The organism is Salipaludibacillus sp. HK11, from assembly GCF_047795645.1.
GTDB lineage: Bacteria > Bacillota > Bacilli > Bacillales > Salisediminibacteriaceae > Salipaludibacillus.
On record NZ_CP181045.1, the window covers coordinates 4,909,851 to 4,925,626 of the forward strand.

A 15,776-nucleotide genomic window follows, 5' to 3' on the forward strand; every position below is an offset into this window, starting at 1 on the left:
GCTTGTCGCCAAGTCCGTCATGGCGAAAGCCTTAGTTTATCTTATACTTTAATCCATTAGGGAAGTTAAACATTTTTAAAGTATTAGAAAAACGACAGTCATGAAAGACTGCCGCTAATTTGGTGTATGAATTTTTGCCATGTCTAATCATCTTGTTTAGGATCATTATCCACTTGATCAGTTAGTTTCTTTTCCAGTTGATCTACGCGTTCTTGTAGTTGCAAGAATTCTTCTCTCGAGATGATATTTAAATCATCCATAATAGAACGCATTTTTTCTTTTGAGCGCTGGTTCCATTGTTCCTCTGTTTCTTCTCCCTTTTTTAGCAGAGATTGATACAATTCGTCAGCTTCCTTCGGTGTTACTTTCCCTTTAGCAAGCAAGTCATCAACATATTTATCCACTTTTTCCTTGCTCGAAACTGCAGCACCTATACCGAGTAAAAATCCTGTTTTTAACAAATTACTCATCTAATAAACCTCCTTAGTGATTTTGTTCTCTATATTTATCCACCCACCATTTATGAAATAGGAAAGTGGTAATACATATGATGAAAGTGATGATAGTAAGAATAAGCGCAATCAATTGTATAGAAGAATCAGCGACCAGTATAGTTAAAAGTAGAAAAGTTACCATAATAAAAAAAGTTAGTGATGATCCGATCATCATCAGCACAAATCTTTGATGGTCAAATGATCTCCATTGACGCCGTTCTTCAGAATTTCTTTGATAAGAAGGTTCTTCTAGCCACTTATTTATATTACGTGGGATCGATAGAAAAGGTTTCACTGAGTCTTTTAAAAGTTGCATTTGTATGCTTGCATGATCCTCTTCCTTTTCTTCTAACCATTCCATCACCACTGGTTTTCCTAGCTCTAAAAAATCAATTTTTGGATCAATAATCGTTAGTACACCAACACCGATCGAAGCAGAACGTCCTAAAAATGCAAATTCAGCAGGTAATTGGATTGGTTGTTCACGGACGATTTCTTGAAGATCTTGAAAAATTTCTTCCATCGCACCCTGATCCAAATCTTTCAAGCCTTGATCCAAATACAGATCTACATAAGTTTTTAATAAAGACGAAAGTTTACCCTTATTAGCATGGGGAAGAAGAAACCCCAATTCTTGCAATTGGTCGATGACAAGTTGATAATCATCTAGCACAAAACCTTGAATCATTCTTCTGATTTTTGCAGAATCTTCGCGAGAAATTTCTCCTACCATACCGAAATCGAGAATAACAATCGTTCCATCTTTCGTAATTAATATATTTCCCTGATGTGGGTCAGCGTGAAACATCCCATAATCCAATAATTGATCAACAAAGAACTGAAATAACCGACGTGCAGCACCTTGACGGTCAATATGATGTTTTTTGAAATAAGCTATATCCGTTACTTTCTGTCCTTCTACCCATTCCATGACGAGAACACGGCGAGTGCAGTACTCCTCATAAAATTGAGGAATGTAATAATTTTTACTATCGTGGAATTTTTTGTAGAAATATTGTCCATTTTTCAATTCTTTATGATAATTTAATTCATTTCCAACGATAGAAACGACTTCTTTATAAAGGGCTTTTGTATCCATTTCTTTTCCGAACTTCGTAAATACACGAGTAATCCATAAGACTAAGCGCAGTGCTTTAAAGTCAGTTTTAATAATTTTATCAATATTGTATCGTTGTATTTTTATGGCGACGTCTTGACCGTTGTGTAACTTTCCTTTGTATACTTCTCCAATCGAAGCTGACGCAACTGGCTTATCACTTAATTCGGCAAGATAATTTTCTAATTCTTGTCCCCATTCTTTCTCTAATATTTTCTTTGAAATATTCGCCGGAACAGGAGGTACTTGATCGATGAGATCAGATAGTTCATTTAAAAATACTTCAGGCATAATATCTGCTCTTGTGCTTAGAAACTGTCCAACTTTTATCATTAAGCCTTCCAACTTAATTGCTTTTTCTCGGTACTCTGCTGCTTGTTTTGTCAATAATTTTTCCCATTTTTTTTTGGTTTCAGTATCCCATGTTTTATTTCGTTTATTAAAAACATATAGTTGTGATACAAATTTTATGAACATTGTTACGATGATTAAGATGCGATAGAATGAGAAGTTTTTCACAAATGATCCTCCTGTCAATTCAACTACTACACTGTATCTGTTTCATACCCGATAATAATAAGAATTATGTCACTATTATACTACATTAATAAGTGAATTCTCTAAAAAACACTCATCGAATTCAAAGATGGAAATTTGTAAAAGATTTAAATAAGACATTTGACGACTGTATAAACATTAGTTTATTATAGAGGTGAGATTGGTAGTATATTAAAAAGAAGAGGAGCCAACTAAATGAATGAAAGGGAGCAGGTAATATTAGACTTGATTCGAAATAATCCGTATATTACCCAACTGGATCTTGCTGAACGCTTGAACTTATCAAGATCAGCAATTGCAGGTTACATTTCAACTTTAACCAAAGCCGGACATATCATTGGGCGTGCCTACGTATTAAATGAATCAAGAAAGGTTCTGTGTATTGGTGGAGCAAATATCGATCGCAAAGCAAAGTTAGTTCAAGATTTTCAATGGCAAGACTCCAATCCTGTCCATGTAAGCGACTCAGCGGGTGGCGTTGCAAGAAACATTGCAGAAAATTTGTCTAAACTTCTTATTCCAACGTCGCTCCTAACAGTGATAGGAAACGATCAAGCAAGTGAAGTTATTTGGGAATCTTCTTCATTGATTGACCGGTCCCCATCTATAGAAAAACAAGGTCAAAGAACAGGTACTTACACGGCAGTGTTAAACAATGACAATGAGATGGTATTTGCTTTAGCAGATATGGATATTTATGATTCGGTATCAACGGAAGACTTGAACTTAGCCAGTAGTCATCTTCGTGCTGCTGAGATGTTAATCTTAGACACGAACTTTCCTAAAAATGTATTGCGAGAAATAATCCAAAATAAGCAAAAAGATCAAGTATTGGCTCTTGTTCCTGTTTCTTCGAAAAAAATGAATCGAGTACCGGATTCATTGGAACAAATCGATTTCATTATTTTTAATGAAGAGGAACTGAAATCAGCTTCAAAGAGATATTTGATAGATTCTTCTTTGGATACTATCGAACAAATGGATGAAATTTTAAAGTTAGGTGTTAAAAATGTCATTGTTACTAATGGAAAAAATGGAGTTACATTTAAAACTGAAATGGGCGAGCATGGATCTCTGGCAGCATTACCTGTATCTGTGAAAGATGTGACGGGAGCCGGTGATGCTTTTGCAGCTGGCGTTATTTACGGACTGTATCACGAACTACCGTTAAGAGAGGCTTGCAAGTATGGCATTCAATTAGCGAAATTTACTATAGAAACAGACGAGTCCGTTGCAAAAAATCTTAATGAAACGTTTTTCATGGACAAAGATCCATTGGAACAAGGAGGAGAATAATATGAGTTTAACTAATTATTTAGTGTATTCACCTGAAGTGGAAGAAGCAAAAAAAGTGGGAACTCCAATTGTAGCATTAGAGTCAACGATTATTGCACATGGCATGCCTTATCCACAAAACATTGAAACTGCTACAAAGGTTGAAGAAATTATTCGTGAGAAAGGTGCCGTCCCTGCTACGATTGCGATTATTGATGGGAAAATAAAAGTAGGTTTGACGAGTGATGAATTGACCTTGTTAGGACGGGCTTCCGATGTAGAAAAGGTCAGCCGAAGAGATTTATCAGCGGTATTGGCAATGAAAAGAATGGGCGCAACAACAGTTGCAGCGACAATGATTTGTGCGGAATTAGCTGGAATAAAGATATTCGTAACTGGTGGGATAGGTGGCGTTCATCGAGGTGGACAAGAAACAATGGATGTTTCTGCAGATTTACAAGAACTTGCTAAAACAAACGTTGCGGTCGTATGTGCAGGAGCTAAATCAATATTGGATATTGAATTAACGTTAGAGTATCTAGAAACATATGGCGTCCCCGTTATAGGTTATCAAACGGATGAATTTCCAGCTTTCTACACTCAATCGAGTGGATTTGGTGTTGATGTAGCTGCGAAATCTGCAGAAGAGATTGCTGATATGTTGAAGGTGAAATGGGATTTGAATCTTTCAGGTGGGATGGTTATTGGAAATCCCGTCCCATCAGGTGATGAGATGGATCCAATTCTAATTAAAGGAATAATTGATGAGGCACTTGAAGCGGCTAAAAAAGAAAAAATCAGTGGCAAAGGAACAACACCGTTTCTATTGGATCGTCTAAAAAATAAAAGTAATGGAGCAACACTAAAAACAAATATATCGCTAGTTGAAAATAATGCGAGAGTTGGAGCTGACATTGCTGTAGCTCTTCAAAATAAATAGTAAATAATATTATGACAATGCGATTGTTTTAAGACCAAGAAAAAGCCGAAAAGATCTCTTAAACTAAAGAGCCTTTTTCGGCTTTTATTTAGATTGCATTATGATTTTGCTCTAAACATGACATTCATAGAAAGAAGTCTATTTACCATTATCAATGAAAATAACAAAACTGTAGTAAATCCAATCCAATAGGAAATAATCCTAAGCGCGTCAGCATTCCAAGGAGCAAACGATGACACAATCATTCCGCCAAATAAAGAGAGACAAATCGTGATTAGAATCAGAAATATTGGATTTAATACTTTAAATATTAAAAAATCTCCATTATGTTCTATCTTATTCCGCTTATAAAGATGAACACCTAATATGAGAAATAATCCAGTAACGATTATTGGTAAAATCACTGTAGTAACTTGAAAAGGGTGATTAACTACATACATAAAAGGAGTCACGTATTCAATCCATATTGGCGAGTTAACATGAAAATGAAAGTGGACATTTATTAACTCTTGAATCAAATAAAATAATCCCAAAGGAAATATTCCCAATAGAAACGTCAACACAACTTGAGATATCATTTCACCGGAAATTGCACCGATAAGCAGAGCGAATGTGAAAAACATTATAAATCCTAACAACGGTCCCCAAAATATTTCAATCCAACTAACAAGATACAACGAGGAGCTGTAATCTGATTGATAAATAATAAAGTAGGCAATGAAAAAGTTCACAATGTGAAACAATGCGATAGTAAAGATACCATAACACCATTTAGCTAAAAATAGTTCTTGCCTTTTAAAAGGTAAAGAGAAAGTAAAATCGTTTCTTCTCGTGTTCCTTTCTAAGCCAATGAGGAGGCAGGCCAATAAAATAATTGAAATAGACAATATAATAGGAAATGTTCCTTGTGAAAAAATTTCTAAAACTTCCCATGCTTGAATTTCATAAACATGTTCTTCTACTTGTTGCGCTTGTTCTTCCCGTTCCTGCCAAGTTTCAAGTGTAAGAACCGTTTGAAACGGCATATGAAGGACAAACAAAGCAAAAATCATCCATGTAGTGATCCGTGTTTGTTTATAGTTTTGAAACCAAAGTGCTTTATGGAACATCAATTTCACCTCCTAATTTAGCTAGAAACAAGTCTTCTAAAGATAAAGGAAGTTCTTCATATAAAAGAGGCGATAACTCCTTTAATTTTTTTACGATAGTTGAATTATTTTTATCGATTAAGATAGTATGCACTTTTCCTGTTTTATTCAATATGTCGATATCATTACGAATCGCATTTGGCATATCGCCATCAAAAAGAATCTGAACTTTTGTATACATTTCTATCATTTCATCTAACTCATAATGCGTATCAACTTTTCCTTCTTTAATCATAATTATATCATTGGCCATAAATTCAAGTTCATCAAGCCGGTGAGAAGAAATAATAACAGATACATTACTCGTTGAGACTTCTTCTACTAAAATTTTTAATATTTGTTTTTTCACAATGACATCGAGGCCATCTGTCGGTTCATCAAGGAGAATGTATTTTGCTTTTGTTGAAAATGCAACGATAAGCGAGAAAAGTGCTTTCATTCCTTTTGAATAGTTGCCAATTTTGTTAATAGGTTTCAGTGAGAACCTTTCCATTAAATTGTGAAAATATTTTTCATCAAACTTCGGATAGATGCTTTTATATAGGTAAAGCATTTCTTTTGTACTGTAATTTTTTAACGCTTCTGAGGAGTCAGGTACAAAAATAACTTGCTCTTTTAAAACTGGTTTACTAAAAATGTTTTGATCATCAATCGTAATGGTTCCTTTAGTAGGATCAAGTATTCCAACCATCGTGCGTAATAGCGTCGTTTTTCCAGCTCCATTTCGTCCAATAATACCAACGATACTACCTGTTTTTACTTCGAAATCAATGTCAGTTAAAATTTGTTTGCCATTTATATACTTTGAAATGTGATTAACTTTCATCGTGGTGTCCCTCCATCTCTTCGTAGACGTCAGTGAACCATTGAAGAAGTTCGTTTTTAGATAAACCAGCATAATAACTATCAATAATTACTTGTTTAAATGATTGTTTCAATTCCTCTGCTTGTTTTCGATCGTAGGTATGAGCTAACTCTTCAGAAATGAACGTGCCTTTGCCTCTTAATGTAACGATGAGACCTTGACGCTCTAATTCTTGATATGCTTTACTGACGGTATTTGGGTTTATGACCATGTGTGATGATAATTCACGGACAGAAGGAAGCTTTTCATTTGGTTTAAGGAGCCCTTTTGCACACATTTCTTTCACTTGATGAATCACTTGCTCATATAGGGGGATGTTTTTCTTTGGGTCAATTTGAAAATACATCACTTCACCACCTCTAACTATAGATAGTCATTTTGTACTAAGTGTGTTATATGTATCGGTACATTTAAAGTATGGATAAATAATAAAGTATTGTCAACTTTATATCAGGACTAAGATAGCTTCGAATGGATTATCCAAGCGAAGCTTTAAAGTATATTATTATCCCTTATTTTTTGCCACGGTGAAAGAAAAGATTGCAAATAAGAGGAAGGAGATTGGATGACAGTTGTGATATCGCCTTGATCGGTTACAGTTCCTTTATTAATAAAAAGAAAGTGGCTAGACAAAAATTCGATGTCTGTTAAATCATGGCTTATGAGAAAGGTAGTAATCTTAGTTTCCTTTAATACTTGTTGGAGTTCTTCGAGCAAGGTAATTTTTGTTGGGAAATCTAGCGCAGAAAATGGTTCGTCTAAAAACAAAACGCTCGGTTCCAGAACGAACGCACGGGCAAGGTTCATTCTTTGCGCTTCACCTCCTGAAAGACGATAAGCTTGTTCATAGGCGAGGTGAGAAATATTAAACCGCTCGAGCCAGTTCATTACCAGTTTTTGTCGATTAGCTTTATCAATTTTTCTCAGTTTCAGGCCAATTTCAACATTGCTATAGACAGTACCAATAAAACGATACGAATGTTGGAAGACGCAAGCCCACTCTCTTCTAATATGTAAGGGTGCTTTGTTTGTATCAATAGGCTTCCCTTTGTATATCAACGTTCCATTGGTTGGGGGTTCAAGCAGACTCATTGCTTTTAGTAACGTTGACTTTCCTGTCCCATTTTCACCCATTATTCCAATGGTTTGTCCTTGTTGAAGAGAAAGGTGGTCGAGAGTCACAATTGTTTTGTTTGATTTTTTACATATGAAATGTTGGTATTCTATCCATGGTGTCATACCGTCACATCCTTTTGTTGAAGTTTAAGTAAAATGAAGGTAAGGATCAGTGCGATAGTCATCAGGATAAAAGAGAGTGCTAAAGCAATTTCAAAATTACCCCTAGAGACTTCCATAACCATTGCTGTTGTTAAAATTCTCGTCTGTCCTTGTAGGTTACCTCCTACCATCATGGCAGCTCCTACTTCGGCTAAAACTCTTCCTAATCCAGCCATGATTGCAGCCCATATTCCGAACTGAGCTTGCTTTAAATAAAGCACAAGACTTTGAGTTTTAGTAGGAGCTAATGCTTTTAATTGAAGTCTCATCCCACCATCTATTTTTTTGAATGCTGAATAGGATAAAGAAATAATGATAGGTAAGGAAACGACAATTTGCGCTATAACAATAGCGTTTGCTGTAAATAACCACTGCCAATCTCCTAATGGACCAGCTCTCCATAAGAACATCGTAACCCATAATCCAGCGACAACTGGAGGGAGACCCATCCCAGCATGACTTAGGAGTATTGCGAGCCTTTTCCCAGGAAATGATTTGAAAGCTAGAATCATGCCGATCGGGACACCGATAATTGTGCTAATGAAAGTTGAAATGAGACAGACTTGGATGGTTAACCATGTAATTTCAAGGACTTCCGGATCCATGGATAAAATCATTTGCATTGCTTCACTTAATCCAGTCCAAATTAAATTCATCTGCAACACATCCAGTCTATTGATCTGTCTTACTCGAGAAGAATAGTGGTTCTCCCCATTCCTCTACACCATAGTTATTGATTAAATCTTGGGTTTCTTCTTTCAATAAATAATCCACAAATGCCTTGGCAGCTTCCTCGTTGATTTGCTTAGAAAGTTTTGGGTTCACTTGCATGACGTGATAGATATTTGCGAGAGCGTCATCACCTTCAACAAGGATGGATATTGGGGCAAGACGATTCTGTAGATAAAGATAGGAGCCTCGGTCTGTTATTACATATCCCTCTTTTTCAGCAGAAATACGCAACGTTTCTCCCATACCCTGCCCGGTTTCTTGATATGTATCAAAACTAGGAGAAATACCAGCTTGCTCCCATAGATCTAATTCTAAATAATGTGTTCCGGAATCATCTCCTCTAGAGTAAAAGGGGACATTTTTTTGATGAATTGCGAATAAAGCTTCTGTAATAGACTTGTCTTTGAAAGCGGCGATATCTTTATCAGGGCCTAAGAGAACATAATCATTATGCATCACTCGATGACGATTGATGACAGTTCCTTGTTCTTCTAATTTTTCTTCTTCAGATGGAGCGTGAACAAGTAATACATCTGCTTCCCCTTTTTCGCCCATGGATAATGCTTGGCCAGAACCCACGGATATAATTTTCACTTGTACTCCGGTTGCGTCTTCAAACACAGGTAGGAGTTTATCTAATAAACCGCTGTCATAAGTGCTGGTCGTTGTAGCTAGTAACAACTGGTCTCCTATTTCTCCTGCATCCATCTCGACTTGGGAATGACTTGTTTCGCAAGCGCTGATGATGAAAATAATGATGATCCAAAGGCTAAAAATATTACTAGGCAGATTTTTCATAGGTTTCATCTCATCCTTTAATATAATTTCGATCCCTGTTTTCTAATTACTTATATTTTCTCACAAACCTTTAGGTATGGATATGTTTAGTTTGCTTTTTGTCAATGCCATATGTAAATAATTAACGTATCGATCAAGGGGCGCGTATTGCTATCATTTATAACAAATTTGTACTAAAATAGATCAATAAGAAATGTCAGAATTTTTTACTAATATCATATTTATTAGGGTAAGGGAGTGGGAAGATGAGAAAGGTCCTTGTGTTAGGCGGCACGCGTTTTTTTGGAAAAAGACTTGTGCAGAAACTATTAGACCATGGCGATGAGGTAACCGTAGCGACGCGAGGAGAGACGGCTAATTCTTTTGGCTCGAAGGTCCATCACTTGAAAGTTGATCGGTTTGATCGTGGATCGATGGAAAAAACATTTCAAGATGGAGAATGGGATGTAGTGTATGATCAGATTTGCTTCTCACCAGATGATGCTGAAGATGCGTGTGAAATATTTGCTGGAAGAGTGAAGCGATATGTATTTACGTCTACACTCTCAGTATATCACTTTAATGAAAAAGCTGAAAAAATAGAAAAAGATTTTGATCCATATAACTATCAGTTGCAATCTGGTCGAAAAGAACAATTTGACTATGCTGAAGGAAAACGTCTAGCGGAAGCGACATTTTTTCAGAAAGCAACTTTTCCAGTCGTTGCCCCTAGACCTCCCGTCGTATTCGGGTTGGATGATTACACGGAAAGGCTTCATTATCACGTCCGGAAAGTGATAAATGGTGAGGAAATTGGAGTCGATCAACCAGATGTAAAAGTGTCATTTGTAGATTCTGATGATTTAGCGAACTTTCTCTTCTGGACAGGATTTCAAGAGTTTATTGGACCAATAAATGCATCCGCTTCTGATCAAATTAGTCTTCGTGCAATGATGGAATTAATTGAACGAGCAACTGACAAGGTAGCACTGATTAGTTCAGACGGAACAAATGAAGAGAGATCACCAATAAATTTTCCGGTTTCCTATTACCAAGATGTGTCTACGGCAGAAGCGAATGGCTACTATTTCAAGAAACTATCTGAATGGTTTGAGCCATTAATTCAATCGATAGTAAAACAAGAATTAAAATGAAAATAATTAACGAAACCCATATGCATATATGGGCTTCGTTTTTGTGGGAGGAGGTTAGTCGTTTGACTATCCCTTCTATCTTTTTGTACAAATTACAGGAGTTATGTAAACGTTGTCTTTGCTTTACTTATAGGTAACGATTATGGGAAGATAAGATAATAATGTGGTTTATCTCTACATAGGAATTCACTTTAGGGGTCTCAGAAATCATTTATCAAATAGAGGGAGGCAAAAAAAATGAATTATCGCAGATTAGGTAGAACTGGATTAAAGGTCAGTGAGATTAGTTTAGGTAGTTGGCTTACTTATGGGGATAGTGTAGAAAAAGAGCGAGCAATTCAAACAATTGATAAAGCCTATGATTTGGGCGTGAACTTCTTTGATACGGCCAATGTGTATAATCGAGGAGCGGCAGAGAAGGTCGTTGGTGAGGCATTGCGGAAATATCCGAGAGAATCTTACGTTCTAGCGACAAAAGTGTTTGGTCCGATGGGAGATGGACCGAATGATAAGGGATTATCACGAAAGCACATCTTTGAGCAACTCCATGCTAGCTTGGATCGATTAGGGCATGATTATGTAGATATTTACTATTGTCACCGGTATGACCAAGACACACCAGTGGAAGAAACATTGAGAGCGATTGATGATCTCGTTCGCCAAGGAAAAATCCTCTATGCAGGAGTGAGCGAATGGACTGCCGCACAAATAGAAGAAGCGTGTAACATTGCGGATCGTCGACTACTTGATCGAATTGTCGTCAATCAACCTGTATATAATATGCTTACTCGATACATCGAAAAAGAAGTCATTCCTGTTAGTGAGAAGAATGGTATAGGACAAGTTGTTTTTTCTCCTTTGGCTCAAGGCGTGTTAACGGGGAAGTATAAAAAGGGCGTCGATTTTCCTAAGGGAAGCAGGGCGACAAATCCAAATCAAAATAAATTTGTCGAAAGATTCTTGGCAGATGATACGTTAGAAAGAGTAGAGAAGCTTGAGGTAATTGCTGGTGAATATGATATTAAGTTATCGCAATTGGCACTTGCATGGATTCTTCGTCAGAAGAATGTTGCTAGTGCGTTAATAGGGGCTAGTAAACCAGAGCAAGTAGAAGAGAATATCCAAGCGACTGAAGTTAATATAACAGAGGATACATTTGAGGAGATCGAACAAATATTGGCTGTTAAATAGTATCGTACGTTCATTTATGAGACAAAAAGGCTCTAGAGATTTCTAGAGCCTTTTTAGGTAATTCATAAATGCATTTTATCGGATTTAAACTTCGAAAGTAAATCGGTAACAGTCTAAAATTTTTCTTCATTCTCCTCAACAAAAGTAGGTGGTTTCGCTTTTGCGGCCCATACGAACATACCAAGCACACTAGCTAACACGATAAGTGGAGAAGCTACCATGATTAAAAACCAAGAAAGATCCATTGTCTTACCTCCTTATTTTCTACCTTGAACATAGTCTGCATCAAATAAAAACAATTTGACTAACAAATATAATGATGGAATCAACAATAACAGTCCACCGATAAATGCAGAAATTAATGCTATTGCCATTGTTTCATTTGTGAATCCGTCATAAATCGTTAAATGCGGATAAAGTATATATGGAAGATGAGCAGCACCATAACCAAAGAATGCTGTAAAGTACTGAATCATCACTAAGATGAAGGCAATTCCATAGTTTTTTCGCTTTATAATAAGTGAAAAAGCACCAACAAATGCGAATAAGGAGAGGGCAAATACCCACCAAATATCAACCATTTTTTGGAAATGCTCAGGGTTCTGATTGTTTAGCAATAAAAAGACGATGATCCCCATTCCAATAGATGGGAATGCCCATATTAATGCGTATTTTCTGAGTAAATCTAGAGCTTTTTTATCTTTTGCTCTTGAAGCATAAAATGTTAGAAAGCTCGCAGAAATAAATAAAACACTCACAACCGCAAGTACGACAACTCCCCAAGAATAAGGACTTCGAAATAATTCGCCATATAATAACTCAACATTACCGTTACTAGTGGATATATAACCGCCTTCAGATATCGTTAAAACTGTTGATAATGAAGCGGGGATAAGAAGACCAGTTGAACCATATAAAAAAGTGAAAAATTTACTGTCCTTTGCTCCATAAGTTGCGAAGGCATAATAGGACCCCCTAAGTGCAATGAGTATAATCGCCACGCTTCCGGGGATTAAAAGTGCTGTACCATAATAATATGCTGTTGATGGAAAGAAGCCGACAACCCCAATAAAAAAGAATACGAGGAACACGTTCGTTACTTCCCAAACTGGAGATAAATAACGTTGAATTATTTTGTGTATCATGTGGTTTTGGTCTGTCATCTTCGTATAATAGCTAAAGAATCCAGCGCCGAAGTCAACCGACGCCACTATCAAATAGCCATATAAGAAAAACCAAAGCACAGATATTCCGATGACTTCATATGTCATGTTTTCGCACCTTCCTTTCTATTGAGCGGTCTTTTCACTAGATTCTAGTTTTTCTAATTCTAGCTCGACTGGGTTTCTCTTAAACATTTTTCTTAACACCACTGCACAAGTTACTCCTAATACAACATACAGAATGATAAACAAGTACAACATGATATCGACATGAGCAGAGGTAGTTGCACCTTCCTCTGTTAGCATGACACCATTGATAATCCATGGTTGTCGACCAACTTCTGCGAAGATCCAACCGGATTCAATTGCAACCATAGCAAGCGGTCCTCCAGCAGCAATCATCCATAATAAAGGTTTATTAAATGGATTCCAGCCATTTTTCCAACTCATAATTGCAAACAGGACAGAAACTGCAGCTAGGAACATTCCGATAAAGACCATTAAGTCGAAAAAGTAATGAACAAATAATGGAGGCAGTTTGTCTTCCTCAAAGTCATTTAAACCAATTACTTCCGTATCAGGAGTTCCACCAGCTAAAATGCTTAATGCATATGGAATTTCCAACGCATACTTGACTTCATTATCTTCCGTTAAGAAACCACCAATAATAAGTGGGGCCTCAGATTCCGTTTCAAAGTGCCATTCTGCTGCAGCTAATTTTTCAGGTTGGTACTCGTGTAGGTACTTTCCAGAAAGGTCGCCAACGAGAGCCGTACCAATTGCAAATACAGCGGCTGCAACCATAGTTAGGTGAAGAGCTTTTTTATGGTATACATGCTTGTTTCCTTTTATCATATGAATTGCAGCAATAGTACCTAAAATAAATGCAGACGTTAAATAACATGTAATAATTACATGAGCTATTTTAGTTGGTGTTGCAGGGTTAAACATCGCAGCTAGTGGACTGATGTCTTGTAAAACTCCATCCACCAATTCAAACCCTTGAGGAACATTCATAAACGCGTTGACTGATGTAATAAAAAATGCACTAGCTGTCGCACCAATCACGACTGGGATAATAAGTAGGAAGTGCCTCATTTTAGTTTTGAAACGATCCCATGTATATAAATAGATTCCGAGAAAAATTGCTTCAAAGAAAAATGCAAAAACTTCCATAAACATCGGTAAACCGATAGTATGACCAGCTGCTTGCATAAAGTTTGGCCATAATAAACTAAGCTGTAAACCAATAGCGGTACCTGTAACAACACCAACGGCAACGGTGACAATAAATCCGCGTGCCCATCGTTTTGCCATTAAGGTATAATGAGGGTCATTCCGTTTGATCCCCATCCATTCAGCTAGGGCAATCATTAACGGTATACCTACACCGATTGTAGCAAAAATTACGTGAAATCCTAACGTCACATAAGTCAAAATACGGCTATACATGACCGGATCGTATTCAAACATAGCGAACAACCCTTTCTAGTAAACTTCTATTTTTATTAGCAAAGAGACTAGCTTAAACTAGAATAACTATTGTAACAAAACTTTCTAATTAAAATTGCGAACTTTTGTAGATTGTTTGTAACATATTTAACACTGTTTCAATAGTAATAAATATTATGGATTTCTTTTATAGGTGTTTTCCCTCATATTAATGTGAAATTGTGAGCGTTTATTGAACGAAAAATGATTTTTTTGTGAAATATTATTGGAAGTCGATGAAAGTTGATAATACAGGCGCAAGATGCTACATTGACGACAACAATATTTGTTTTGGGAAACGGTCTGAATAAGAGAGAGATTCGGACCGTTAGAAGAATGGAATTGTGGAAACGTTCCGAATAAGAGAGAGATTCGGACCGTTAGAAGATAGGAATTAGGGAAACGTTCCGAATAAGAGAGAGATTCGGACCGTTAGAAGATCGAAAATAGGGAAACGTTCCGAAAAAGGGAGAGATTCGGACCATTAGAAGATCGAAAATAGGGAAACGTTCCGAAAAAGGGAGAGATTCGGACCGTTAGAAGATAGGAATTAGGGAAACGTTCCGAATAAGAGAGAGATTCGGACCGTTAGAAGATAGGAATTAGGGAAACGTTCCGAATAAGAGAGAGATTCGGACCGTTAGAAGATAGGAATTAGGGAAACGTTCCGAATAAGAGAGGAATTCAGGAATGAAAGAAAATAATATCATGAGGAGAATGGGTAATGAGAGTGTTGGCAGGGGTGTCGCATGAACTTCTTCAATATGGATTAATTCAACTAATTAAAGATGTACGTTCTGTTGATTCAATGGTGATGGCAGAAACAGCTAGTGAGCTCGTACATGCATTGAAACAATATAGATTTGACTTAATCGTTATCGACGACCGATTAGCAAAAGCAGGGGGAATAAGGAGTACTTTATCTTTACTAGAGAACCAATCTCCTTCTTGTAAACGAGTGTTAATGTATCATGATTCTTTTCATGAACTAGAAATCTTGGTTCAACAAAATAAATTACAAGGTCTTTTCTATGAACAAGCTTCGCTAAATGAGTTAATGATTTTCTTTCAACAAGTATTGAAAGGAGACAAGACGATTCTAAGAATGTATGGAGAGGATGAAACGAATCAAAAATCGGTCTCAACAGATTTATCGAGACGAGAAGAAGAAATTTTCAATATGAAAGTTCGTGGTTATTCCGTCGTTGATTCAGCTAAATTATTAAATATTTCTCCTAAGACGGTTGAAAATCATCGGAGAAATATTCGTAAAAAGCTAAATATTACTAAAAATCATCAGTGGTTCGAATGGGGCAAACGGCTCGGGGTGATCTAAAAAAATACATATTGGAGGAAACGAGTAAGATAACTTCGTTTTTCTAAATTTATATTGACGCTTTGATTGCCCTAGTGGTATCATAAAAAATGGAAGTAATCATAAAATTCAAAAAAGGGGGAGAACAGCATGGAAAAGAGAATCGATTTAACGCAAACAATTGAATATCTAATCATCCATGTTGTGTTTTAGAACGTCTCCTTCCTTTAAGACTGTATTAGTTAGGTACGATACAGAAGCATACACATGGCAATACC

General features: G+C 36.6%; 16 protein-coding genes. 5 read left to right on the forward strand and 11 right to left on the reverse strand.

Going from position 1 to position 15,776, the window contains the following annotated elements:
- Window positions 1-143 precede the first annotated feature (143 nt).
- Window positions 144-470, reverse strand: coding sequence for a phasin family protein (locus tag ACM26V_RS23260; RefSeq protein WP_416149132.1), 327 nt, complete (start codon window positions 468-470; stop codon window positions 144-146).
- 13 nt (window positions 471-483) lie between these two features.
- Complete coding sequence (locus tag ACM26V_RS23265; RefSeq protein ID WP_416149133.1) at window positions 484-2,130, reverse strand: ABC1 kinase family protein; 1,647 nt, start codon at window positions 2,128-2,130, stop codon at window positions 484-486.
- Window positions 2,131-2,364: 234 nt separating this feature from the next.
- Here ACM26V_RS23265 and ACM26V_RS23270 point away from each other — a divergent pair, with 234 nt between their 5' ends.
- Window positions 2,365-3,465, forward strand: coding sequence for a carbohydrate kinase (locus ACM26V_RS23270; RefSeq protein WP_416149134.1), 1,101 nt, complete (start codon window positions 2,365-2,367; stop codon window positions 3,463-3,465).
- Window position 3,466: 1 nt separating this feature from the next.
- Window positions 3,467-4,384, forward strand: coding sequence for a pseudouridine-5'-phosphate glycosidase (locus tag ACM26V_RS23275; RefSeq protein ID WP_416149135.1), 918 nt, complete (start codon window positions 3,467-3,469; stop codon window positions 4,382-4,384).
- Window positions 4,385-4,482: 98 nt separating this feature from the next.
- Here the strand turns inward: ACM26V_RS23275 and ACM26V_RS23280 are convergent, their stop codons facing one another.
- The 6 genes from ACM26V_RS23280 to ACM26V_RS23305 all read right to left on the reverse strand — a co-directional run bounded on the left by ACM26V_RS23280 (window position 4,483) and on the right by ACM26V_RS23305 (window position 9,214).
- Window positions 4,483-5,493, reverse strand: a complete 1,011-nt coding sequence (locus tag ACM26V_RS23280) for a hypothetical protein (protein WP_416149136.1) — start codon at window positions 5,491-5,493, stop codon at window positions 4,483-4,485.
- Window positions 5,483-6,358 (reverse strand): ABC transporter ATP-binding protein, encoded by an 876-nt coding sequence (locus ACM26V_RS23285; protein WP_416149137.1) that lies wholly within the window; start codon window positions 6,356-6,358, stop codon window positions 5,483-5,485. Before ACM26V_RS23285 ends, ACM26V_RS23280 begins: the two co-directional genes overlap by 11 nt.
- A complete protein-coding gene (locus ACM26V_RS23290) occupies window positions 6,348-6,743 on the reverse strand; it encodes a GntR family transcriptional regulator (protein ID WP_416149138.1) in 396 nt (131 codons plus the stop codon). The genes ACM26V_RS23285 and ACM26V_RS23290 overlap by 11 nt, the downstream gene beginning before the upstream one ends.
- Before the next feature lie 146 nt (window positions 6,744-6,889).
- Window positions 6,890-7,636 (reverse strand): ATP-binding cassette domain-containing protein, encoded by a 747-nt coding sequence (locus ACM26V_RS23295; protein ID WP_416149139.1) that lies wholly within the window; start codon window positions 7,634-7,636, stop codon window positions 6,890-6,892.
- Window positions 7,633-8,331, reverse strand: a complete 699-nt coding sequence (locus tag ACM26V_RS23300) for an ABC transporter permease (protein ID WP_416149140.1) — start codon at window positions 8,329-8,331, stop codon at window positions 7,633-7,635. Before ACM26V_RS23300 ends, ACM26V_RS23295 begins: the two co-directional genes overlap by 4 nt.
- Window positions 8,332-8,347: 16 nt before the next feature.
- Window positions 8,348-9,214, reverse strand: a complete 867-nt coding sequence (locus ACM26V_RS23305) for a substrate-binding domain-containing protein (RefSeq protein WP_416149141.1) — start codon at window positions 9,212-9,214, stop codon at window positions 8,348-8,350.
- A 236-nt stretch (window positions 9,215-9,450) separates the two neighbouring features.
- Between ACM26V_RS23305 and ACM26V_RS23310 the strand changes: the two genes are divergently transcribed.
- A complete protein-coding gene (locus ACM26V_RS23310; RefSeq protein ID WP_416149142.1) occupies window positions 9,451-10,338 on the forward strand; it encodes an NAD-dependent epimerase/dehydratase family protein in 888 nt (295 codons plus the stop codon).
- A 237-nt stretch (window positions 10,339-10,575) separates the two neighbouring features.
- Entirely contained in the window at window positions 10,576-11,529 is a 954-nt protein-coding gene (locus ACM26V_RS23315; protein WP_416149143.1) for an aldo/keto reductase family protein, read from the forward strand.
- A 113-nt stretch (window positions 11,530-11,642) separates the two neighbouring features.
- On the opposite strand, the gene cydS is transcribed toward ACM26V_RS23315, so the two are convergent.
- The 3 genes from cydS to ACM26V_RS23330 are packed head-to-tail and all read right to left on the reverse strand — an operon-like array spanning window position 11,643 to window position 14,165.
- On the reverse strand, window positions 11,643-11,774 hold the full coding sequence (gene cydS, locus ACM26V_RS23320; RefSeq protein ID WP_416149144.1) for a cytochrome bd oxidase small subunit CydS: 132 nt from the start codon (window positions 11,772-11,774) through the stop codon (window positions 11,643-11,645).
- A gap of 12 nt (window positions 11,775-11,786) precedes the next feature.
- Window positions 11,787-12,800, reverse strand: coding sequence for a cytochrome d ubiquinol oxidase subunit II (locus ACM26V_RS23325; RefSeq protein ID WP_416149145.1), 1,014 nt, complete (start codon window positions 12,798-12,800; stop codon window positions 11,787-11,789).
- A gap of 18 nt (window positions 12,801-12,818) precedes the next feature.
- A complete protein-coding gene (locus ACM26V_RS23330) occupies window positions 12,819-14,165 on the reverse strand; it encodes a cytochrome ubiquinol oxidase subunit I (RefSeq protein ID WP_416149146.1) in 1,347 nt (448 codons plus the stop codon).
- Window positions 14,166-14,907: 742 nt separating this feature from the next.
- Here ACM26V_RS23330 and ACM26V_RS23335 point away from each other — a divergent pair.
- On the forward strand, window positions 14,908-15,519 hold the full coding sequence (locus ACM26V_RS23335) for a response regulator transcription factor (RefSeq protein ID WP_416149147.1): 612 nt from the start codon (window positions 14,908-14,910) through the stop codon (window positions 15,517-15,519).
- Window positions 15,520-15,776: the final 257 nt, after the last annotated feature.